The 23,414-nt window shown below is 42.2% G+C and carries 16 protein-coding genes; 2 read left to right on the top strand and 14 right to left on the bottom strand.

From position 1 onward, the window contains the following. Positions 1-10: 10 nt before the first annotated feature. From ACU01J_RS13500 to ACU01J_RS13435, 14 genes are all read right to left on the bottom strand, one after another. A complete protein-coding gene (locus ACU01J_RS13500) occupies positions 11-409 on the bottom strand; it encodes a hypothetical protein (protein ID WP_481086169.1) in 399 nt (132 codons plus the stop codon). A gap of 18 nt (positions 410-427) precedes the next feature. Beyond that, entirely contained in the window at positions 428-1,528 is a 1,101-nt protein-coding gene (locus ACU01J_RS13495) for a glycosyltransferase family 4 protein (protein WP_481086168.1), read from the bottom strand. A gap of 5 nt (positions 1,529-1,533) precedes the next feature. Beyond that, on the bottom strand, positions 1,534-2,736 hold the full coding sequence (locus ACU01J_RS13490) for a glycosyltransferase family 4 protein (protein WP_481086167.1): 1,203 nt from the start codon (positions 2,734-2,736) through the stop codon (positions 1,534-1,536). Between the two features lie 10 nt (positions 2,737-2,746). Continuing rightward, on the bottom strand, positions 2,747-3,733 hold the full coding sequence (locus ACU01J_RS13485; protein ID WP_481086166.1) for a glycosyltransferase family 2 protein: 987 nt from the start codon (positions 3,731-3,733) through the stop codon (positions 2,747-2,749). Further along, entirely contained in the window at positions 3,730-5,109 is a 1,380-nt protein-coding gene (locus tag ACU01J_RS13480) for a capsular biosynthesis protein (RefSeq protein WP_481086165.1), read from the bottom strand. Before ACU01J_RS13480 ends, ACU01J_RS13485 begins: the two co-directional genes overlap by 4 nt. After that, a complete protein-coding gene (locus ACU01J_RS13475) occupies positions 5,106-6,317 on the bottom strand; it encodes a lipopolysaccharide biosynthesis protein (protein WP_481086164.1) in 1,212 nt (403 codons plus the stop codon). The genes ACU01J_RS13480 and ACU01J_RS13475 overlap by 4 nt, the downstream gene beginning before the upstream one ends. After that, complete coding sequence (locus ACU01J_RS13470; RefSeq protein ID WP_481086163.1) at positions 6,314-8,473, bottom strand: GumC family protein; 2,160 nt, start codon at positions 8,471-8,473, stop codon at positions 6,314-6,316. Before ACU01J_RS13470 ends, ACU01J_RS13475 begins: the two co-directional genes overlap by 4 nt. A gap of 12 nt (positions 8,474-8,485) precedes the next feature. Beyond that, positions 8,486-9,055 (bottom strand): polysaccharide biosynthesis/export family protein, encoded by a 570-nt coding sequence (locus ACU01J_RS13465; RefSeq protein WP_481086162.1) that lies wholly within the window; start codon positions 9,053-9,055, stop codon positions 8,486-8,488. Between the two features lie 2 nt (positions 9,056-9,057). After that, the gene (locus tag ACU01J_RS13460) at positions 9,058-10,359 is read right to left on the bottom strand and encodes an outer membrane beta-barrel protein (protein WP_481086161.1); all 1,302 of its coding nucleotides are present in this window, start codon (positions 10,357-10,359) and stop codon (positions 9,058-9,060) included. Further along, on the bottom strand, positions 10,343-11,758 hold the full coding sequence (locus ACU01J_RS13455; RefSeq protein ID WP_481086160.1) for an undecaprenyl-phosphate glucose phosphotransferase: 1,416 nt from the start codon (positions 11,756-11,758) through the stop codon (positions 10,343-10,345). Before ACU01J_RS13455 ends, ACU01J_RS13460 begins: the two co-directional genes overlap by 17 nt. A 196-nt stretch (positions 11,759-11,954) precedes the next feature. Next, positions 11,955-12,401, bottom strand: a complete 447-nt coding sequence (locus tag ACU01J_RS13450; protein ID WP_481086159.1) for a dCMP deaminase family protein — start codon at positions 12,399-12,401, stop codon at positions 11,955-11,957. A gap of 887 nt (positions 12,402-13,288) precedes the next feature. Next, positions 13,289-14,566 (bottom strand): cytosine deaminase, encoded by a 1,278-nt coding sequence (locus tag ACU01J_RS13445; RefSeq protein ID WP_481086158.1) that lies wholly within the window; start codon positions 14,564-14,566, stop codon positions 13,289-13,291. Positions 14,567-14,575: 9 nt separating this feature from the next. Then, positions 14,576-15,814, bottom strand: a complete 1,239-nt coding sequence (gene codB, locus ACU01J_RS13440; RefSeq protein WP_481086157.1) for a cytosine permease — start codon at positions 15,812-15,814, stop codon at positions 14,576-14,578. 782 nt (positions 15,815-16,596) lie between these two features. Further along, positions 16,597-17,943 (bottom strand): magnesium transporter, encoded by a 1,347-nt coding sequence (locus ACU01J_RS13435; RefSeq protein WP_481086156.1) that lies wholly within the window; start codon positions 17,941-17,943, stop codon positions 16,597-16,599. 447 nt (positions 17,944-18,390) lie between these two features. Between ACU01J_RS13435 and ACU01J_RS13430 the strand changes: the two genes are divergently transcribed. Further along, positions 18,391-21,549 carry a glycoside hydrolase family 2 TIM barrel-domain containing protein gene (locus tag ACU01J_RS13430; RefSeq protein ID WP_481086155.1) on the top strand — a complete coding sequence of 1,053 codons (3,159 nt, stop codon included), beginning with the start codon at positions 18,391-18,393 and terminating at the stop codon, positions 21,547-21,549. A 66-nt stretch (positions 21,550-21,615) separates the two neighbouring features. Then, entirely contained in the window at positions 21,616-23,115 is a 1,500-nt protein-coding gene (locus ACU01J_RS13425) for an APC family permease (RefSeq protein WP_481086154.1), read from the top strand. Positions 23,116-23,414: the final 299 nt, after the last annotated feature.

Here is a 23,414-nt window from a genome sequence, read left to right as displayed (position 1 = left end):
ACTAACTTGCCTACAAACTTTTAAACCAATCCCATACGCCGAATGAAAAATTATGGAATACGTCGATTCCGAGGGCAGACTTTAACAAATAGAGTGCAAGAACAGAAAGGGAAGTCATCGCTAAAATGAGCAGCACTACTGTAACGAGTACCACGTACTCTGAAAAAGAGAATTTATCTCTAGGCTGGTGACGTCGGTCTTTACCTGCGAGGAATACGAAGAAGTAACGTTTGCCGAAAAATGGAAAGCTTTTGCGAATATCAATAGGCTGTCGGTTGACTAGGTTGACAGTATTTAATGCTTGCTCAATCGCTTTTTTTTGCTCCTGAGTCAGGTTACTTTGGGTAGTATCATCGAGCAACGTATAAAACTGTTGTACTGCTCTACTTTGTTTTTTTTGCTTAGACATCTGTGCTTACGGCTTCTTCTATTTGGTACTAAGGGTTCGATTATAGGTATCGACGGTTTGCAACGCAATTTTATGCCAATCGTACTTCGCGAGATATTCGCTGTAATCTTGCAAATCCAGTCTACAACGCTTACTGATAGCTTTAGTAAGAGCGGCAACATTTTTGACCGGGAAATAACAATTATCATTCAGTTGTACCTCCTTGTTTGGAGCAATGTCACTAACTACCACAGGCAGGCTGTAGGAAAGGGCCTCAAGTAACGCAATTGGCAATCCTTCATGATAAGAAGGCATGACAAATAAACTGGCTTGAGAGAACAAAATCTGCAGCTCATCCCCTTTAACAAAACCAGTCAAAATGACGTTTGGCGTCTCTTTAGCAAACTTTTTCAACTTAGCGCTGTAAGGGGTTTCATGATCGGTATCGCCAACCAATACTAGCGGCATATCAACGTCACTCGCTTTGTATGCCTCAATAAGATCATGGAATCCTTTTTCCTCGACAAAGCGGCCGACACCAACGATATAATTACCTGCGGTTAAACCGTGTTTCGCTAAGGTGTGGCTGATAGTGGAGTCATCATATTTATTGGCAGGAAGTACGCCGTTGTAGATAAGGTTGGCATCGTAACGCTGATACTTTTCCTTAATTAAATCGTTGATCACTTCAGAGATAACAATTACTTCATTAGACCAGCGAACTGCGAAACGCTCACCTAGCTTGAGGATTGTTTTAGCGAGTTTGCCCCATTTTTCACGCTCATAGTCTGGCCCATGATGAGTAAAGACCACTTTTTTACCCAGTAGGCGCAGCAGTGGCGCGACCAAACCAGGGCCAATGGCGTGGATATGGACAATGTCAGAACCATCAAACAGAGTCGAAAAAGAGGCGAGGGTAGAGTGGATAATTGCTTCAAGCGACTTCTTTTTCGGTGCCCATATTGATCGAGTTGAGATACCTTTGTAGTCAGATTTCTTGTAATTAACATAGGGTGAACGAGCGGTAACACAGACGTCGACACCCTGTTCAACAATCAATGGATACAATTGCTGACAATGGGTCTCTACGCCACCTAATACGTCTGGGATACCTCGCGTGCCTATAACGGTTACTTTCATGTTTATTACCCCAGTAATTCTTTATAAAGCGAAATCAGTTTTTGGTGGTGTGAAGTCAAAGAGTAAGTATCGACTAAGCGCTTACGAGCTAATTTACCGAGCGCTTGTCTTTCTGCGTTCGATTGAGCCATCTCATCCATCACTTGGGCTAATGACTGTGGATTACCTGCTTCAAACAATCGTCCTTCAACATTATCTCTAACCTGCTCAGGAATGCCGCCGATATTGGCACCAATGATCGGTTTGCCATAAGCCATCGCTTCTAGCACCGACATTGAGCAGTTTTCATAGCACTCAGAAGGCACAATAATGGCGCTCGCCTCACGAATTAATTTGTGTAGTGTTTCACCGCTTTGGAAACCGAGTAGTTCGATATTCGGGTAGTGTTCTGAGAGCTCTTCAGTCAGTGGCCCGACACCCGCAACTTTTAATGGTATTGAATGCGAACAAAGCTGATAGGCCTTTGCCATTGTTTCAACCCCTTTTTCTTTGCTCAATCGACCCAAGAATAAGAAATACCCTTCGTCGCTGATGTATGTCATATCGACGTTTTCATCGATGCCGTTAACAATGACATCAATTCTATTGTTAGGCAGTTTCTGTTGGATAATTTTCGCTAAAAACTGGCTCGGGGAAACAATGACATCGAGTGCTTGATAGTTGTTAGCCAAAGCTTGATAAATCGCTTCCGCTGTTAGTAGCCCACTTTTGAACAGTGAACCGTCATAACAGCGGTTTTTAAATGCATTGAAAACGCTACCCTGTAAGCAGTCTTCACACGTATGACCATCACGGTACATGGTGTAGCTCGGGCAGGCGATTTTTGTATCGTGCGCGGTTAATACGGTTTTACACCCAGCCGATTTCGCCACCTTGATGATTGAGGGTGTTAATTGGTGATAGATATTGTGGAAATGAACAATATCTGGTTTTTCTAGCGATATAAGAGCCGCAAGTTTTTTACACGCTTCCCTATTGTGAATAAAGCGAAAGGCCGTCTTCAGTGCGTCAAGTGCGCTAGGTTTGGAGTGATAGTCAATGTTGTCAACAAAGAATTCTTCGTATTGGGACGCGAAGTTTTTCTCGTGCGCCATAGAGAAATCAATGACGTTGACACCTTTGCTCTGTAGCATTTCTCGCTCTTGAAAAAAGACAGTCTCAGCTCCGCCTTTAAGAAAGAAGAATTTATTGACCACAAGTACTTTCATTTGATTAATCTCACTCAATTAGGCGATTTTTAGGAGGTACTGTAGGGTTCTTGGTCGGCGAGAAAAGTCCACGAACTAGGCCAGCAGCAAAAACAGATAGATTAAGGACACTTAAGCAAGCATCTTTGATAGAGCGGTTTTTGATCGCTTTTAGGGTGAAGAATGCACCCAATGGAGTAAGACTTAGTAGAAAAACAATCATAGGTGCAAAAAGACCCATAGAGATAACGCCAAGTAAGTAACAAGCAAAGATCAGTTCGTTTCGTACTGTCGATAAGGCATCTTTAAAATGAGCTTTACCAAATGCACTTTTCAACAACTCCCCTGGAGCGAATAAGTATCTGCTTTTCCAGCGATATTTAAGTAATTGCAATGTTGGCATATCGTAAGAAGTGTGCAAAAAGAACGTCGTATCCAGACGATGTAACTTATAGCCGGCGTGTTTGAGGCGCATGCCTAGTTCCGCTTCTTCATAAGCATGAAGCGTACGGTGTGTTAAATAACCGATTTCATCGATGGCGCTTTTTCGATACATGCCACCACCACCAAGATGGCTACAGTCACCAAGCGGGTATATTTTATGCAGGCGCTGTTTACGAGATTTAAATTCGTAGCTCGACGCTTCATCCATTTCAACTGTACCAGCGACTCCAGCATAGTTAGGGTTGGACTCTAGGAATGCCACGGCTTTGTCGATAAAGCCTTCTCCTAGGGTCATATCACCATCCATTAGTAGCAGGTAATTACCATCACTATGTAAGTAACCTAGTTGGTGACCAACGCCGCAGCAGCGGTCTTGTTCTTCAATCAATGAAGCCACTTTCGCACCATTGTCTAAAGCAATCTGCTGAGTGTTATCCGTTGATAAACTGTCAGCGACAATCACACTGTGTTCATAGCCAGATAGTTGCTTCTTAATACTTTGAATTGTGGCGGCAATACCCGCTTGCTCATTAAATGTCTTAATGATGACGGTGATGCTTGGTAGGATATTCATACTTTTGCCTCTTCCATACTCAACACTGATTTTCGAAGAACTAGGCTTGCGCCTAAAGATAAGTAAAATTGGAATTGCAGCATCGGTACTAACATCAAGATCTGACTATATGGGAGACTGAGTAGCCCTGCAGCCGCAAATGCAATAAATGCGGGCTGCCAAGAAAGTAGTTGGATGTCTTGTGGCGATAAATGCTCACGCAATAAACGTTCTTTGGGTAGCGCTATTTTCATCACATACATAATCACCATTAGAAACAATCCTAAGCCGAAAACACCCATCTCCCACAGCATCATACTTAGAGAGGTTGAGTCAATTAAGACGTTAAATACTGTATTAAGGAAGCCTGGAGCGACTGAGCTACCATGGTTAGTAGCATTGAGTCCGTAGCCAAATAATACACTTGGTAAACCATAAAGATCGCTATTTTCTAGCCAAAAGAAAATGGTTGTCATACGTCCTAATTCGCCACTAGGTAAGATGTAATTAGCATCAAAAATATAATCAAGTGAGTCGAAGAAAATCTTAAATGCACTTTGGTCTGGATCTGAGTTAAATGCTGAGGCGTATGAGGAGGCAAGGACGAGCACAGCTAAAAAAACAAGTACAGCCATTGAGACTAGTATCAACAGTATTTTTTTAATGTCGTTTTGCCGTACGCCGTAAATATAACTTGGAGATAGCCAAACAAAGATCATTAAGATAGGTGAAATAAGAATGACGAACTTGACTTCACCAAGTATACATAAAAGGAAAGCGGCAAAAATATGCAATCCAGCATTAAGTTTACTGATGACACCGTGACGAAATTCTGAAAGCTTTAAGAGCATGATCAGTAGGCAAAATAGCCCTAGAGCTGCACTGTTGCCACCCCCCATAGGGTTGCCACCAAATGTGCCGACAACCGAGTCCCACTTTTCAAATTCGCCATGAGCTGCGACACGTTTTGGTACAATAACCAAGACTTGATAAAGAATTACAGGTAGCTGTGCGTAGAACACCCAGTATAAAACCTTGACGGTACGGTATAGTTGGGACTCTCGAATAAAGCCAAGCAGCAAGCAAAAGAACACCAGTGAGAGTGCAAGTTCATTTTTAAACCCAACGATTGCGACCTTTGCTCCACTTTGCAAAAAGGTTGAGACAAGCACCAAAGCGCATAGGCCGATGTAAAGCACAGCAACGCACACTTCATGCACATCATACTGCTTCGATTCATAGTTATTTTGTAAAAATAGCAGCATGACCATCGCCATCGCGGCTAGGAACGGGAGCCACAAGATTGCTCCTATCCCTAACAAGTATTGCACTAAGCCACAAATCGCTAGGGTAAGAACAACATAAGCTTGTAAGTATAAGCCGTTGTTGATTGTCATACCGTTTCCAACCTTTGATTTACTTCGTTGGCACGTGAATTGACTCTGAGGAAGACAAACGCATATCGAAGTGCTGATAAAAGAGCAAAGGCGATGACTGAGTAGGCGTAATCTGGAGCAATATATGGCATCAGTACGAAGGCGATAAGAACGACAGCTAACTGTTCGATTTGAATACGCAAGAAGTATTTTGGTGAGCCGTAAACCAATTCAATGACGGTAAGTGGGCAAATCGCTAAGGCAGTGAACAAGTAGGGTAGTAGGTAACGAGAAGTGGGTACTGAAGCAATCCACTCCTCATTAAATCCAAGGTTCATGACAATTGGATAGAAGAAGAATACGCCTACGGTGGCGATGACTCCAAGAGACACTAGCAACTTACGTACTTTGACGAATTCCGAGTAGTTAAAGCGATTGTTGCGAAAATCGAACGACCAGTTTGAAAAGATAGAGTTGCGTACTGCGTTGCCGACAATGATAACCGGAGACAAACAAAAGCGGCTAACAACTGCAAAGTAACCTGCGACAACAGGTGAGAACCAAATATTGATCAAGATAACAGGCAGGTTACCGTTGAGCATGGCGAGAATTTCAGCACTACCCACTTTGGTAATATGCTGACTGTTGTTTTTGAAAAAGCGAATATTGGATGACAGTGAAAATTGGTGCCACTTTAACGCTTTAACTGGAACAGAGTACAAGATGAACATAGAAACATAAGCGAGCAGAGCACCACCCCATACCCAATAGAAGGTGTCCATATCGTGCATCATGTAAATAAGGGCAAGGACTAAGCCTGAGATAGTTGTTCGTTGCAGTGCGAGAACTTTCATCTTCGCATCACGAAGCAATAAGTTCTCAGAAATCAAAATCCAAGAATGACTAAGGACGAGTAAGAAAATCTGCTCGTAGCTGCGTTCAAAGTAAAAGCCTGTTATTAAGGCGACGAAAACAGAAAGCAATAGACTAAATAATAAGCAGAAAATGATGTTCTGACCTAAAGTCTCCTCAGCTTGCTTGGGGATAAGTAACTGCGAAGCAAAGGTACACACCTGCGCACCTATGAGTGCGATACTGTAGGTCATCGCATAGTAGCCGACATCAGCCATGCCATAGCTTGTAGATATCAACCATATTGATACCGCTCCAATCACTTGGGACATTAGTGAAGAGCTAGCAATGGTTGAGATTTTTTTGAGCAAGCTCATGCAAGCTCCTCGCGGTCAAAGAGCTCATTGCTGTTGTGCGCAGCAAAGCGCTTTGCTTCTTCACTGATCAACACATCTTCTTTAACCATATTGAGTACGCCATAAATATTACCATCGACCAATGTATTTATTTTGTTTAGCTGTGGCATGATCTCGGGTGAAGTATAGTTATCTGCTTGAACTGTCACAATGATCGAATCTAATGTTGCGATTAACATTTGTGTATCTTTGCTTTCACTTAGGTCCGGTAAGTTAATGACCACTTTGTCAAACTGCGCACATAGCCGTTGATAAGCTTCTAAGTAATGATTATTAGCGAAGAAACTCAGCGGTGATTCTGTCAGCTCTCCCAATGGCATAAAGGTCAGGTTATCGGCAATGTTTATGCAAGCTTCATTCAGAGAGCGATTTTGGCTTACGAATTCACTAAAGCCAACGTGGTTGGCTTCCTGCTGATGTTCTGTCGACAGGGCATCCATTACGTTGCGAGTCATGCTGTTTTTGCTGCGATAGTCTAGATCGAGCAATAAGGTATGGTGGTTACTATTTAGAGCAGACGCTAAAATGTAGCTAATTGCTGACGCTCCTTCATGAGGAAAAGCGGCTACGACACCAACTGATTTGCTTTCAGGCGCCTTTAATGACAATGCGGTAGACAGACCATAGGCGATTTCGTTTGAGTAAGGGTTTTGCGTGATGCGACGACAAAGATCCAGCGTTGTAATCTGTTCTTTTTTACCCGCGAAGTTTGGTAAGTCGATAAGCGGCGTCAAACCTAAGCGAGTTTGTAATTGTTCTAAATGGGTAATAGTTCGCTTTAGCGCCGCTTGCACGATGATCATCAGTACCCCAATGATGAAGGCCATTATCGCGATCATAGCAATCATCAAGCGTTTGTTCGGTTTAGCAGGGCGATCACTCACCGTAGCTGGATCGTAAATTAGAGCATCAGGTTCACGGTATTCGGCGTTAACGGATTGCTCAGCACTACGTTGGTATAGCTGTTTGTAAAGCTCTTCGGTTTTGTTGAGATCAGTCATTAAGCTATCGTATTGATCTCTTTTATCGATCAATTTCGCGTAGCTCGCTTTATCTTGATCAAGTAGCTTTTTGTAGTGGTTTTCTTTAATTAGTTCAGCCTGATACTTCTTATGTAAGCCGACTTTTAGTTCTTCTAGTAACTTACTCGTTTGTTTGTTAATGGCATCAAGCTGAGCTTTCGCTTCCAAAATCTTTCTATGTTTTGGGCCATAAACTCTTTGTAGGTCAGCTAAATTTTTTGTGGCTTGAATCAGAGCGATACGTAAGTCTTGCAGTTGAGGGTGTGAAGACACTTCTGGCACCGCTGAAAGATCATCAATGTTGCCCTGCATGTATTTAGCGACGAGTTCGTAAGTTGCTTGAGCTGCAAGACGGCGTTCTTTTGCATCAGCGTATTTGTTGGTGAGAATGCTTAGTTGTTCCGTTTCGATACCATCAATGCCGCGGAACATGATAAGGCCTTCTTTATCGAGAAAACGTTCGATCTCACGTTTCTTCTCTGCAACTTGCTCTTTCAAGTTCGCCATTTGTTGCTCGTTCCACTCTTGAGCTCGACGAGTTTTAGCAACTTTTTGTTCTACGGTATAGGTAATGAAGGCCTGAGCGACACCATTGGCAATTTCAGAAGCACGGTAGGCATCGGGTGATTCATAAGAAACGTACACCAACTGAGTTTGACGTACAGCCGTGAATTTCAGATTCTTTGATAAGGTTTTCAATGCATTGGCGATACGAGTTTTTTCAGGAAGATCCCACCCCCCTTCATTACCTAGAACCGCATCGTTAAAGGATTCGTCTTCCTCAAGCTTCATACTTAGCACGGCGCTTTTTAGCACCACACGTGACTGCATAAGGTTGAGTTGAGTTTCGTAATAAGGACCGCGAGTTGAGTCGTAACTGTCTACCTGGTCGAGAGGTGACACGTTGTCTGACTGAGCCTTGATAAGTACCGTCGCGGTTGAAACATACTTAGGCGTCATTGTTTGAATCAATGGGATACTTAAGCCTGTAATAATGGTGGTAACCACTACCAGCTTTAAAGCGTGCTTCTTCATCGCTTTGATCAAAGGGTCAAAGTTAACTTGGCTTTCTAGCGATTTGCCACGTTCTATCATTACTGCTCTCTTTTAGAAAAAACTTTGTTCAACAATGATGACATCGCCGGGGTATACGGCATCAGTCAAATTGACATTTTTTAGTAGCTTGGTAGAGCCAGATGGGCGAATGCTTATATCATCGCGATCAGCGCGGTCGGTGAACCCGCCGGCAAGGGCGATCGCTTTCTCTACCGTAAGCTGAGGTTCATATTCATAACCGTCAGGGTCTTCAACTTCACCAGTGATAAAGAACTTACGAAAGCTATTCATTTGTACAGTGACGATAGGGTTAAGCATATAGTCTGCTTTCAATCGAGCTTCCATATCCAACTCAATTTCTTCAGTTGTGCGACCAGTTAACTGTACATAGCCGATATAAGGAAAGTTCACGCCACCACGTTTATCGATGGTAAATTTCATGGTCAGCTCTTTGTCACCATAGACCTCAATATTCACTTTATCGCCTGGGCCAAGCAAGTATTCACGTTGCTGCGATACGCGGGTGTCGGCATTTTCTTCGGTCGTTGAAGAGTTAGCCAAAGCGGTTTGGTTGACTAAAATAAGTAGTGCCCCAACGAGGTGTAAGATAAATTTTTTCATGATTAAATTTGCACCTTAAGCATCAAATCAAAGCGGCTTTTGTTGTAGCCGAGTTGTCGAATCTCGGCAATATCGGCGTTTTCGCCAATATAAAATGTCGTTGTTTCGTGGTTTGAAGTCTTATTGGTATATTGGTAATTAAACTCCAAGCGTATTGATGGCCGAAAATCATAGCCCAAAGAAAATGAGGCAATGTTTGAGTTATCTTCTCGACCATTCTCTTGAGATTTATAGTCTGCAATCTCTTGACCAACATCGAATTTGGTATTCAAACGGTCAACAAACCATTTGTGGTTCCATGAAAGTCCATATTTAGTTTTCAAAATATAGCCACCCACTTCGGTTGGGTCTTCCACTTTACGTGAGCCATATAGTTGAAACTCAGAATGCTTTACAGGATTCCAGTTTAGCGTAGCCTGCCAGTTAAATCCGTCAAAGGCTTGTGCTTGTGGGTTATTCATAAAGCTTTTGTGTATCCAGGCAATATCAGCTTCTACGCTGGTTTTACCTGAGCGCTTAGATTGTATGCCAAACATCAAGTAATGCGTATCAGAATCACGAATAGGTGATGACGCATAGTACCGATAGTTATTAATCAAACTATAGCGAAAACGTGTGTCTCTTGAGTACTGATCGAAGAGTTCTACCGTGACAGTTTTTTCTTGCCATTGTTGATCTTCAATATAGGCATAAAAGTCGGCATTGGTTTGCTCTACTGAATCGGCATCTGTAAAGGAAAGATCCTTAACCTGTAGCGCAAGGTTAAAGTGACCTCGACCTTCAGGTCTGCCGTAGATGTAACGGAGTTCGCTATTTAATAGCTCACTGCTTAAAGGTTGAGTAATTCCGTATTGGCGAAACTGATCGTCAGTAAAACCATCGGTCAGACCTGTGCCTCTATCTTCGTGCCCCCAGGTCTGCTCGATAAACCAGTTAAGCTCGTGTTTGTCGCCAAAGCGCCATTTAGGCAAGAACAAAAAATAGTGGTCACTATAGTCATCGGACGCACTTGTTTGGTCTTGATACTGCAAGTATTTACCGGAGTAAACTAACAAGTAGCGATCTTCACCACGTTCACCAGTGGCCTGCAAATAGGGCTCTACCATAACGTAACCAGACTCGAGCGAGTCATCCGATTGAGTCTGGTAGGTGACGTTGGAATCTCTGCCATACGAGATTGAGAGCTGAGACTGAAAGTCGACTCCAGCGATACCTACGTGGGGTTTAGGGGTTAAGTTCGCCTGAGAATAGCTAGCAAACATCAACCCTAAACCACCAACAAGCAGTTTAGTATGCGGTTTCACTTACAAAGCCTTTGAAGACAGTCATTAAGATAATTTTTATATCCCAAGCCAATGACCAGTGTTGTAAGTATGCGATATCATATTCGACCCGCTTTTCCATTTTGTAGATAGTGTCGGTTTCACCACGGTAACCGTTAATTTGTGCCCAGCCTGTGATTCCCGGTTTAATTTTATGTCGAATCATGTAGTTATCAATGATGACGCGATATTCTTCATTATGGGCGACAGCATGCGGCCTTGGACCAACGATTGACATTGAACCTTGTAGAACGTTAAAAAACTGCGGCAATTCATCTAGTGATGTACGACGGATAAAAGCTCCAAATTTAGTGACACGCGGGTCCGATTTGGTGGCTTGTTTTACTTCGTCATCGTTCTCCATCACGCTCATAGAGCGGAATTTCCAGACTTTAATTTTCTTACCACCTAACCCGTACCGGTCTTGTTTAAATAACACTGGGCCTGGTGAGCTCAGTTTTACTCCAACAGCAATAAAAAGTAGGATAGGGGAGATCAGAATGGTGATGATCCCCCCAATAATAATATCTTCTATACGCTTAACTAACGCACCAAAGCCATCAAATGGGGTTCCAAATACCGATAGTGCCTGCATGTGGCCAATAGATTCAAAACGTGATGATGAGAGGTTGTAGCTATGTAAATCTGGTACGACAAATGTATCTACAGTGGTATTGGATAATTTTGCTAAGTATTTGATAATCTTTTCTTTTTCTACCATTGGTAGCGTAATGTACACTTCATCTATTTCTCTACGTTTGGCTTTTTCTAATAGCTGTTCAAATTTGCCTTTGTAGCTAGATTTAGTGATATATCCAAACTCCTCTTCATTTTTTTCAGCGTATAGCTCTAGCTCCAGATGTTGGAGGCGAACAAGGCTAAGTAATTGGCGTTCTAGTGCAATGGCTGTCGGTGTGTAGCCAAAAATCGCCACTGTTTTTACTTTTTTGTATCGACGGTAAACGGAGCGAGAAACGGTGAGTATTAAAATGCGGGCAGCAATAACTGATGCGATCGATAACGCAAAGAGATAGTAGTACCAGCCATTGCTTAGATGGTTGATGCTTGCTCCTTCATTGGAACTATAGAAGTACTTAATTATTTCCACGGTAATGAAAGTGAAAAAAGCTGCGACTAAGATCCTAGCGACAGAGGCACCAATACGCTTTCTGACGTTGATAGAGTAAACATTGCAATATTCAGAAAATAGCAGAAAACAGGTGGCGATAATAAACGCAACCGCGAAATCGATGGCTGTCGCATTTCCATAATTGGCGTCAATCACAGATTGTATGGAAAAATTGATGATAAAAAAATCCAGTACTTTTAACAGCGGTGCGTAGCCATCCTCAGCAAATTTTGCAACTCGCTTACCATCCATTTACTGCTCCCCATGTTTGATTCTGGTTACCCATTCATCACCTAATACAAAGCGACTAATCTATAACTATTATGCATGTGCAATTATGTGCTTTGTTAGTTAATCGTCAGGATTATGGCGATGGGAGTGTTTTTTTTTGACGTTTTAATCTGCCTGATTGTGGTAAGGTTAGCAATTAGAACACGCCAGTTCATCATTAATTGGATAAGTCTTCTAATGGTAGCCAATTAACTTTCACGCCGGCTTGCAAAAACATTTCTTGGCTTACTTTGATCTTGTCACCCCAGCGGGACAAGAAATCAGGTGTTTGCTCTGGGCAGTGCACTGCTGAAATACCCGTTTGAATGATTTTTGCAGCACAATTTGGGCAAGGGAAGTGTGTCACCCAAATTTCGCATCCATCAAGATCACGCTTCGCAAAAAGTATTGCGTTTTCTTCAGCGTGCAATGTCTTTAAGTACTTCATTTCACGGTCATCGGTCATCGCACTGTCCGAAATTCCGTGAGGATAACCATTAAAACCGACAGAGACGATGCGGTTTTGTTTTGTAATGACAGCACCAACCTGAGTGGAAGGGTCTTTACTCCAAGAACCAACTAATTCTGCCATTTGGTAAAAGCGTTGTGCCCACTTTGAAATCATTCAGCTTTCCTCTAGGAAATGTCGCCCGGCTCTAGTTAGAACTAAGCCAAATAAGTTGTGTGATAGAGATCTCCTTATAATATCCTAATTTAGCTCGATGAAGTCTAGTAAAAGCGTTTAAAGATGCAGTTTAAACTGATTACTCGATAATGGGTGATGTGTGTCACAGCGCTTGTTTGCTACCAAATGGGAGCCGTTGGGTGTTCAGCCATAAGTCTTGTGCGAGATCTCTCACAAGATCGTGAGCTAACGTAGTTACATTAGTTAGGAGATGACTTTTTCTTATCGGTAAATATTTGATTTGAATGATTATGTGTGATTTTTGAACTGTTCTTGGGGAGGAGTTTTGCGATATTTACCATTGTGAAAAACCACCGATCGCATAATCTTAAGTTGTCAGCAGGGAGCAGACACGGAACAGGAAAGACCCAAGGATAGGTCATCTTCAGGACGAAGATTCGATTATTCAGGATGAATGGTCGGCATGGAAAGCGAAGGACATTGGCTGGACGCTAGTAACTAGGATGGTTACACAAGGAAAGACAATGGACACTTAACGGACTAAGGCAATTTCTATCAGGACGATAGAGTCAGGGACACCGCTTAAGGATAAGTGAAGAGAGTTAGCGAGGATTGCTAACGGGCTGGATTGCCAAGGACACCGCTAGGATGGCGATGATAAGGAAAGTGCTGAAGGATTCAGCGTACTATCAAGGAATAGATGCAGGGAGCACCTATTAGTGGCCGGATTGCTGCGAGTAAGAATAGAACCCCACTAGGCGAGAGCTTAGTGGGGTTTTCTTTTGCCTAGAGAAAACTTCCGCTAGGTATGAGAAATATAAAAGGGAAGCTGATGCCTCCCTTTGTCTATCTATTTCGCTTCCTAATTAACGCTTGAAAGTCACTTGTTCTTGCTCACCAAGGTGAATTTGCGTCGTTGCTGGTTGCGTTTCAGCAATTACTTTACCGTTGCGAACTGAGTAACGAACTGGAACTTGACGGCGCAGTGCATCGAAGCCATTTTCAGCAGGAAGAATCAGCAGGCTACCTGGCTTACCTTCTTCAATACCATGCAGATCTTGAATATTCAGGGTACGAGCTGAGTTATCACTGATAAGGTCGAGACCATTGTTGATTTGGTCATAACCCATTACTTGGCTAACATGCAGACCCATGTGCAGCACTTGCAGCATATTCGCGGTACCTAGCGGGTACCAAGGATCAAACACATCATCGTGACCGAAACAAACATTAATGCCTGAGTTAAGCATCTCTTTAACACGCGTCATACCACGACGTTTCGGGTAGTCGTCAAAACGGCCTTGCAGATGGATGTTAACTAGTGGATTAGCCACAAAGTTGATGCCTGACATACGAAGTAGACGGAATAGACGTGAAGCATAAGCGCCGTTGTAAGAGCCCATCGCTGTAGTGTGGCTAGCCGTTACTTTATGGCCCATTTCATATTTGTGAGCGAGTGCAGCCAGAGTTTCAACGAAGCGAGATTGCTCATCATCGATTTCATCACAGTGAACATCAATCAAGCGATCGTACTTACGTGCCAGTTCGAATACATAGTGCAGAGATTCCACGCCGTATTCACGAGTGAACTCAAAGTGAGGAATTGCACCGATTACATCTGCGCCAAGCTTGACGGCCTCTTCTAGTAATTCTTTACCGTTCGGGTAAGAAAGGATACCTTCTTGAGGGAATGCAACGATTTGAATGTCGACCCACTCTTTCATCTCTTCACGTACTTCGATCATTGCTTTAAGCGCGATCAGGGTTGGATCTGAAACATCAACGTGAGTACGGACGTGTTGAATACCGTTAGCGATTTGCCACTTTAACGTCTGCTTAGCACGAGTTTTTACATCATCGACAGAAAGCATCTCTTTACGCTCAGCCCAACGCTCGATGCCCTCAAACAATGTTCCTGAGATGTTCCAATTCGGTTCACCGGCCGTTTGAGTAGTATCTAAGTGGATATGAGGCTCGCAGAAAGGTGCAACCGCAAGGCCACCCTCAGCATCAAGAATATTGCCTTCAAAAGCAATATCCACATCGTTTTCAAGAATTTGCTTGAATTGACCGTCTTCAATCAAGATCTGTTTTATTCCTTCTTGATTGCGAAGTGTCGCGTTTTTGATCAATAGCGTTGTCATGATGCTTCCTTACGCTGCTTGTGTTTTCAGCGCGCGTTTGTTTAGTAGTGAATTAAGTACAACATAGCTTAGTGCGCCGCCTAGAACAGCGTTTAATGGTACAACACCTGGAATGAACTTACCTGCCGCAACACCGATTGCTACCGCTAGGATACCTGCCCAGTTAACGGACTGGAATTCAGCTTTGTCGAAGTTTTGGTAGCGCTTACGGTTCAATAAGAAATCAGCAATGATTACACCGCCAATTGGTGGGATTGCCGTCGAAAGGAAGGTCAACCAGCCTACAAAATTATTGTACAACCACAGCGCAAAGATGGTTCCTACGATACCGTTAACGATGGACATCACTGTACTTGAACGCCCAGTGATGTTTGAGAAACCAAGACCCGAAGCGTAAAGCGCGTTTTCATTGGTTGTCCATATGTTTAAGCCAAGCACGATGATAGCGGGCAATAGAAGACCTTGCGCAATCATAACGTCAGAAATATCCGCTTGACCTGTTGCTGCCGCGCCCGCTGCGCCGAAGATAAACATTAGTGAGTTACCAATAAAGAAGGCAACCATAGTCACTAATACCGCACTTGCTGGTTTCTTACCAAAACGAACAAAGTCAGCAGTAAGTGTACCTGCGCTAACGAACGAACCGACCACCATGGCGAGAGCAACCGAAAAATCCATCGGCGTTTCTGGCTGAATCAATTGAAGTTGTTCTAAACCGCCAATGCTATCTACTGCCATTGAAACTGAGTAGCTACCTAAGATTGCAATCGCTGGTACAGCAATCGCCGATAGAATCATTAGTGCTTTGATACCGAAGTAAACCGTAGCCGTCATTAGCAAGCCAGAAATGATAATAAGTGTGTTGGTATCAATGCCTGTCGCTTTTTGAACTGGGATGGCGAACATTGCCACGCCAACACCAAACCAGCCAACCTGAGTTCCGCCTAGTAGAGCAGAAGGAAGCCAAGAGCCTTTAGTACCAAAAGAGAATCGAGCGAGAAGGTGAGTAGAGAGGCCAGTAGAAGCGCCAATGTAACCGAGGAAAGAGGTGTAGATACCGAGGATGAGGTTACCAATAAGAACAGCGAGGAAGAAATCATTGAAAGAAAGACCAGTACCAAGGGAACCGCCGGTCCACATACTTGCAGAGAAGAAAGTGAGCCCAAGCATTACCATGGTGAGTGAAGCGACTCCTTTCCTTGCCGTTGTCGGCACGGGTCCCAGACTGTAGTTATTGTCCGCAGCCATTTATAACCTCCGCAAATAGATTATCAATACAAATTGTGTGAGTTTTAGGTAAACGGCGCGTATTATGATGATATAAAAAACTGTGTCAATGATAATTTTGTTGTTAGTGTGTTTTAATCTTATGTTTTTTTCATAAATTATTGATATTAATGCATTTAAGTTTTGGGTGAATGATTTTATTGCCTCATTTTAACCTTTGCTTTTGGTTTTAAAGTGTTTATTTTATGATGCTTGATATTTGGGTTTTACTTACGGCTTATGAACTGTGTTCTATATAGTTTGTTGTCGGTTTGTACTTTGATATTACGACAATGCAAACGTTATCTTGATATATCTATTGAAATAAACAGCTGCCTACTTTCCTGTGAATAAGAAAAGTTGCATTTTTGGTGTTTTGATTTTCCAATCTAGGTGGAGTGCTTGTTTTTTATTGTTATATTTGCTTGTTATGGATGCAATATAACCAAACTTTGAATTTTGTGAGTTTTTCTTAAGAAGTAGAGTTTGGCAATAAGATAAAGAAAAGGCCAATCTCAAGAAGTGAGATTGGCCGCTATACTTGTGAACAAAATTTGAGTTCACTAACAACGTCAGTTGGCTAGGTGACCCTCGGCTTAAGAAGGGTCATTTATAGAATTGCAGTATACGTGCCAACGTTAATAGCACTGAATTGCTATGAAATTGATTGTATTTTGTGCATTTATGATGATCTCTTTGCATATTGAAAATGCAAATTGCAAATGACCATACATTTGCTAATGATATAAATGTTATCAATAGCGTTACAACATCACCAAACTCGCTGTGCCCAAGAAAGCGAAGAAGCCAACGACATCCGTTACTGTTGTTAGGATAACTGAGCCTGCTAATGCAGGATCTAACTTCAGTTTGTCGAGTGCGATTGGGATCAGAACACCAAATAGCGCAGCGGTAATGATATTGACGATAATCGCCAACGCGATCGTTCCTCCCAATATTGCAGACTGAAACCATAAGCCTGCTAGGCCGCCGATGATCAGTGCCCAAAGTAGGCCGTTAATCGAACCGATACCAATTTCATTTTTCAATAAGGCCCAGCGGTTACCTGAGGTGATCTGGTTTAAAGCCATGGCACGAATCATTAGGGTCAGAGTCTGGCTACCTGCAATACCACCCATGGAGGCAACGATCGGCATCAGCACCGCTAACGCAACCACTTGGGCAATGACATCTTCAAACAATCCAATGGTGACTGAGGCCAAAATTGCCGTCATTAGGTTGATCCCTAGCCACACGCCACGCTTTTGTGAGCTTTTGATCACCGGTGCAAACAGGTCATCGCCCTCATCCATACCAGTACCCGCCATCAAGCGAGCCTCATAGATTTCACGCTGAGTGCTTAGCGCGAATTGCCAGTCGACCTCACCAATCAATAATTGCTCGTCGTCGGTTACAGGCATGGTAGAAAGAGAAGAATGTTCAAGCGCATCAATACTTTCCGCCAGAGTCAGTGTCGCGTTTAAAGTGATTACATTGTCGATGGCAAGGTGACGCAGTCGTTCTGCCGGTTCTGCTCTTAATAGATCGATATAGCTGACGACACCACGGAACTGTTTACGTTTGTTAATCAGATATATTTGCTGTGGCGCGTCATAGCTATAACGTTCCATCAACCCTTTGGCTTTCTCTACCGAGATATTGAAAGGAAGAGTGACCACCTTTCTTTCAGCCCAGCGGCCTAATTCATCATCTTGATATTCGTTGGCTTGATCGTAGAGCTCTAACTCATCTTTCTCGATCAGTTGTAGCGCTTCGTTAATGATTTCTTCGGGTAAAGAGTCGGCCCACTCTATAAGGGATAGGTTATCGAGCTTGGCTAGGGTGAGCTTTAATTCAACCTCAGACAGCTCATCAATGATTGAGCGGCGTACTTCAGCACGTGCTTCTGTTAGTACATCAATGTGAAGTTCTAATGGAAGCCCACGCCACAATTGCACACGCTCATCGATTGGGAATGCTTCTAGGATCCAGGCGATTGAGCCCGCTTCCAACCCTTCCTCTATTAGTTGATTGAGGATGTTGCTCTGCTGCTCTGGCTCAGCTTGGGCGATGTTTTCAATTTGGAAAGATAAGTCTTGAAATTCGCTCATTAAGGGGTCTCGTAGTGTTGCGATCTAAGTCTTTTGGATAGGTATAGTATCAGAAAGGAAGATAGGTAAAGGGAAAAATAAGGCGAACCTAACCACAAAATAGGCCTACTCATCATAGCGCATAATGTTGCAATTAAGGAGCGTAGAAAAAGGATTAAATGCTGTTGTTAAGTAAATAAATATGATTTTTTAGTCAATTTTAATTATTGAGATGCGAGCTTGGATTATTTCTTTATTATTTAATGGAATCAATGTTGTTGCAAATGAAAAGTAAATTTAAGTCATTGGTTGTAATGGTTTTATTATGAGTGTTCTTGTTTTGAATCTAAGCAATTTTGTAATGTAACACAAGATGAATATATTTTTTGATACTCCATCACACATGCTGAATTACTCGAGGTGTATTTTAATTGTCAGCTAAATTTTTACTAAATAAGGGTCAATTTAATGCATAACAGTGAATCAAATAGTGCCAACATCGATAAACTCTATGAAGATGTTTGCGGAGTACCATGTGTGCTAGAAAAACATGAGATTAGTGGTCTGAATAAATTGCCACCCAGACCCTACATCTTTCCATTTTCAAGTAGAGAAAAAGCACTATTAAACAATAGAAATGGTGAGAAAAATTATTTATCCCTTAATGGCCTCTGGCGCTTTCGCTGCGTCAAAAAACCTGAAGATAGAGTGAAGCAGTTTTATGAGCTGAGTTATAACTCTGATGATTGGGAGATGATCGAAGTCCCAGGAAATTGGGAAGCTCAAGGGTGGGATAATGCGATTTACGTTGATGAGCGCTACGCCTTTGATGCAGATTGGCCAAATGTACCAAGAGATTATAACCCAGTCGGCTCATATATTAAGGAATTCAAACTTGATGAAAGTTGGCAAGGAGAAGAGACGTTTCTTCACATTGGTGGGGTACGAACTGCTGCTTTTATTTGGGTTAATGGACATCGTGTTGGTTATACACAAAATGCCAAAAACCCAGCTGAATTCAACATAACAGAGTATATTGTTCGAGGGAAAAACCTCATCGCGGTTGAGGTGTATCGATGGTCGAATGCGAGTTACATCGAAAAGCAAGACATGCTGGATATGTCCGGATTTGAAAGAGAGGTTTTCATTTATTCCACCGCTTCTGAACGTATATATGATGTTCATTTTGAGCAAGAACTAAATAATGAATTTTCACAAGCAAGTTTCAGTATAACAACTCAATTACAAAACTATTCGGATGTGGCGAAGTCAATTCAACTTAAGGTCGAACTGTTAGACGACGCTGACTCACTTGTATCTAAGTATGAAGACACGAAGACTTTAACTTGTGATTCTGGCACTACAGAGACACGGAGCAGTGGAGCCATCAACGTACCGCGGCTTTGGACTGCTGAGACCCCAAATCTCTATACCTTAATTGTCAGTATCTATGATGAAAATAATACAACAGTTGAGTCTACAAGCCATAAAGTAGGGTTTCGACGGGTGAGTATTACCGAAGGTAAACTTTTAGTAAATGGGGTGCCAATCAAAATTAAAGGCGTCAATCGTCACGAGCTTCATCCCAAGTTAGGTCACGTACCGACTGAAGAGAATATGCTTCGCGATATTCAACTAATGAAAGAGCATAACATTAACGCGGTGAGGACCAGTCATTTTCCATGTCATTCACGCTGGTATCAGTTATGCGATCAATATGGACTCTATGTCGTTGATGAAGCGAATATCGAGTCTCACCCACTTGCCCTAAAAGAAGAGACACAAATAGGTAATACCGAGTCTTGGTATCCGGCTCATTTTGAACGTGTACAAGCAATGGTAGAGCGCGATAAAAACCATCCATGTGTTGTTATTTGGTCTATGGGTAATGAGGCGGGAACAGGTTCTATCTTTGAGAACTTATATGCTTGGATTAAGGATCGTGATAACAGTCGTCCAGTTCAATATGAGCCGGCAGGAGAGCAGCCTTACACTGATATTGTCTGTCCAATGTACCCATCCTTGGAACGAGTCGCGGAGTTCGCTAAACAGCAGAGCGAACGGCCGATGATTATGATTGAGTACGCTCATGCGATGGGCAACTCTGTTGGCATTTTGGGAGATTACTGGGAGCTGATTGATCGTAATGAAAATCTTCAAGGTGGTTTTATTTGGGAGTGGATGGACCATGCACTTGAATTAACGAATGAACGAGGTGAAAAGTACTGGGGTTACGGCAAAGATTATCACCCAACGATGCCAACAGATGGTAACTTCATGAACGATGGCTTAGTCGATGCTAACCGTATTCCTCACCCTCATATGACCGAAGTTAAGAAGGTATATTCTCCTGTTCGATTCCATCAGATTGATAGTGGTAATGAACAGGTATTTGAAATAGAAAATAGATATGATTTTATTGACTTAGATCATATTCACATTGTTTATCAGATTCTCAAAGATGGGGTAATTCATCATTCTGGTTTCATTTCACCAACTCATGTGAAGGCCAACAGTCGCGAGCAATTCAAGCTTCCGTCAGATACTTACCAGCTTGAGGGTGATAGCGAATACATTGTTACCTTCAGTGCTCTAGATACGCATCATAGCCCACTTTTAGGTAGTGGTGCTGAGATTGGTTGGGAGCAATTTAACCTGACACCTCCAGCTCATAAGCTTGAACCTCAGTTTGATGCAGAACTTGCTTGCTACGTAGAGGTATCAGAGTCAACGGATGCCTTAGAAATAAAAGGCACTCATTTTACTTTGTCGTTCAACAAGCTAACAGGTGATATCAGCAATTTTACTTACCAAGAGCTATGTATTTTTGAATCGGGATTCATGCCTAATTTTTGGCGTGGAATGACGGACAATGACCTTGGTGCAAGAGTTCATGAGTTTGCATCTGTTTGGCAGAATGCTGGCACTCAGAAAAAGCTCGTCTACTTTGGGCATTATCGTAACAACAAAACCGTAACCGTTATAGAGACTAAGTTCTCTTTGCCTAGCATTAGTAGCGAAATTTCCTATCAATATTACGTGTTTCCAGACGGTGAAATAAAAATAGATGTCAACTTTGCACCGGGTAAAGAGCCGCTTCCTATCGTACCAAGATTTGGTACCCAAATCTCAATGCCTCCTTCTTTTAAGTTCATCAACTGGTATGGAAGAGGTCCAGAAGAGACATATTCAGATCGTAAAGGGCAGAAAATAGGGATCTATGGCGGCTCAGTTTATGACCATTTTCATGCATATCCGCGTCCACAAGAAACAGGCAATAAGACTGATGTACGCTGGTTTAAAATAAGCAACGCTATGGGGAGTGGTATTGAAGTTGTCGCGTGCGATGAGCTTCTAAATATGAGTGCATGGCCTTTCGACCCAAAAGAACTCGATTTTGTGCCTGACTCTGACGCGATCAGTGCGTCTGGCCTTACACCGAGCTCTCAGAAGCATGGTATTGATATTCAATCGGGAGATACAACTACTCTGAATATTGATTTAGCTCAGATGGGAACTGGAGGTCAAGACTCTTGGCGTTCTCTGCCATCAAGTCAATATCAGCTAGTTGCTAGACCTTATAGCTATTCATTCTTGCTTCGACCATTTCGAAACAACACCCACTAATAAATATAACAGCGGCAACTGATGAAGTTGCCGATTATTTCAACATGAATATGGAAGGTACCTCCTATGTCGGAAGCATCTGATAACCGATACAAAATGTCCCTACTCACGTTTTTGTTCTTCTCCATAGCGGGAGGGGGATTTGTACTAAAAGGAATTGTTTCTCAATATACTGATTGGGGATACAACTCGTGGATACTTTATGCGGTGGCATCAATTGTATACGCGATCCCTTACACATTTATGATCATTGAGTTATCTTCAATCGAGAAACTCAAAGATTCTGAAAGTGGGTACCAAAGTTGGTTAAATCTAATACTTGGCAAAAAATATGGCTTTATTGCGGGCTTCTTCTACTTCTACGTTAATATTTTTTACTTTGTTGATTTGTTACCAAATATCATCACCTATTTCTTATATACCATTAGTAGTGATGTCACTTGGGTGACAAATCTTACCAACCAGATGTGGTTTAAGCCTATTATTAGTATTGCCTCGATTTTGATCTTTTGGGTCGCGACTTGGGTTTCTATGAAAGGGCCTAAATTGTTGTCTAAACTCTTATCGTTGGCGGGTTATGCGGGTTTTTCTTTAACCGTTGTATTTATTGTTTCAGCGGCTTATCAAATCACATTTGGTCATATAACTTACCAAGGAGAGGCTGTGGTTCCTCAATGGATGAGTGCCATTGATTTATCTTGGTCTAAGATTGCATCGATGTCATGGGCCTTACAGTCACTGGGTGGTCTTGAAGCCTTAGCCGCATATAAGCGGAACATTAAAGGAGGGGAGCGTTCGTTTAGATTCGGGCTAATACTGAATGTGTTTATATTCTCAGGCATTATGATTATTTCTGCGATTATGATGAACATGATTTTGCCCGATCATGCTGCATCCGAATTGGGATTACTATCCGCTATCTATGTTGCTTTTCAACAATTAGGTTTCCCTCAATGGTGGACCAATGTTATTGCGGCATTCTTACTGTTAACAACCCTTTGTGGTTCATTGATGCTGTGGACTGCGGCGCCAGTGAAAATGTTATTTGTTGATGCACCTAAAGGCATCTTTGGCGATAAGATGTCTGAAGTTAATGGCGAAGGTACACCGGTCAATGCACTTAAGATGCAGGGTGTTTTAGTGACCATCATAATGATTCTATTTATGGTTGGGCAATTTAGCTCAGACATTAACCAAATATTAGTCGCGGTCAAAAACTTAAATGGTGGTGCTGCAACACTACCTGTTCTGTTTATGTTGATAGGGTATATGAAGCTGAGAATTAGCAATAAGGATGAAAATTTTAAACGCAGTTTTTATTTCTTGGGTAAAAGTCGTTGTTGGGCACTTTTATCTATAATACCAATGGCGATTATTTTTATTGCCGCTACAGTGGCAGCATTAGTTCCTGGTCCAGAACTTTGGCAAGAGAATTTCCAAGGCTCTTTGATTCAAACGATACTGGGACCATTGAGTATTCTGGGTGCCTTTGCGTATTGTGGATATGCGTTCAATAAGTGGAGAGTGAAAAATCCCAATGATCACTCATTATTTAACAAGGTTTGATGCAAAATTTGGTCAGTAATCTGTTCTAGAGTATTTGTTAATATGACAATCCCCAAACTTAAGGTTTGGGGATTTTTTATGTTACTTTCTTCTTGCCTGAAGTTCTTTTAGCCTAGTGCAGATGATGGTTCATTAGTTTAAGTAAGATAAAGGGTTGCATGCTATCAGGGCATGGTCGTATTCTGTTGGGATGATTGGATGCCATGCTTCTCATGATTAAACTTATATTTCAAATCATTCCATAATTTAACTAACGTTGGATGCATCTGCTGATCTAGGCACAAAGGCTCAGTATTTCA

The organism is Vibrio sp. 2433-A1, from assembly GCF_056726085.1.
The sequence above is the reverse complement of the archived record's forward strand: the minus strand, read 5'-3'. Positions and strand labels throughout refer to the sequence as shown.

Bases quoted from the DNA above. Each gene is read 5' to 3' on its own strand.
- ACU01J_RS13500 (WP_481086169.1), bottom strand. From the start codon at position 409: ATGTCTAAGCAAAAAAAACAAAGTAGAGCAGTACAACAGTTTTATACG.
- ACU01J_RS13495 (WP_481086168.1), bottom strand. From the start codon at position 1,528: ATGAAAGTAACCGTTATAGGCACGCGAGGTATCCCAGACGTATTAGGT.
- ACU01J_RS13490 (WP_481086167.1), bottom strand. From the start codon at position 2,736: ATGAAAGTACTTGTGGTCAATAAATTCTTCTTTCTTAAAGGCGGAGCT.
- ACU01J_RS13485 (WP_481086166.1), bottom strand. From the start codon at position 3,733: ATGAATATCCTACCAAGCATCACCGTCATCATTAAGACATTTAATGAG.
- ACU01J_RS13480 (WP_481086165.1), bottom strand. From the start codon at position 5,109: ATGACAATCAACAACGGCTTATACTTACAAGCTTATGTTGTTCTTACC.
- ACU01J_RS13475 (WP_481086164.1), bottom strand. From the start codon at position 6,317: ATGAGCTTGCTCAAAAAAATCTCAACCATTGCTAGCTCTTCACTAATG.
- ACU01J_RS13470 (WP_481086163.1), bottom strand. From the start codon at position 8,473: ATGATAGAACGTGGCAAATCGCTAGAAAGCCAAGTTAACTTTGACCCT.
- ACU01J_RS13465 (WP_481086162.1), bottom strand. From the start codon at position 9,055: ATGAAAAAATTTATCTTACACCTCGTTGGGGCACTACTTATTTTAGTC.
- ACU01J_RS13455 (WP_481086160.1), bottom strand. From the start codon at position 11,758: ATGGATGGTAAGCGAGTTGCAAAATTTGCTGAGGATGGCTACGCACCG.
- ACU01J_RS13450 (WP_481086159.1), bottom strand. From the start codon at position 12,401: ATGATTTCAAAGTGGGCACAACGCTTTTACCAAATGGCAGAATTAGTT.
- ACU01J_RS13445 (WP_481086158.1), bottom strand. From the start codon at position 14,566: ATGACAACGCTATTGATCAAAAACGCGACACTTCGCAATCAAGAAGGA.
- codB (WP_481086157.1), bottom strand. From the start codon at position 15,814: ATGGCTGCGGACAATAACTACAGTCTGGGACCCGTGCCGACAACGGCA.
- ACU01J_RS13435 (WP_481086156.1), bottom strand. From the start codon at position 17,943: ATGAGCGAATTTCAAGACTTATCTTTCCAAATTGAAAACATCGCCCAA.
- ACU01J_RS13430 (WP_481086155.1), top strand. From the start codon at position 18,391: ATGCATAACAGTGAATCAAATAGTGCCAACATCGATAAACTCTATGAA.
- ACU01J_RS13425 (WP_481086154.1), top strand. From the start codon at position 21,616: ATGTCGGAAGCATCTGATAACCGATACAAAATGTCCCTACTCACGTTT.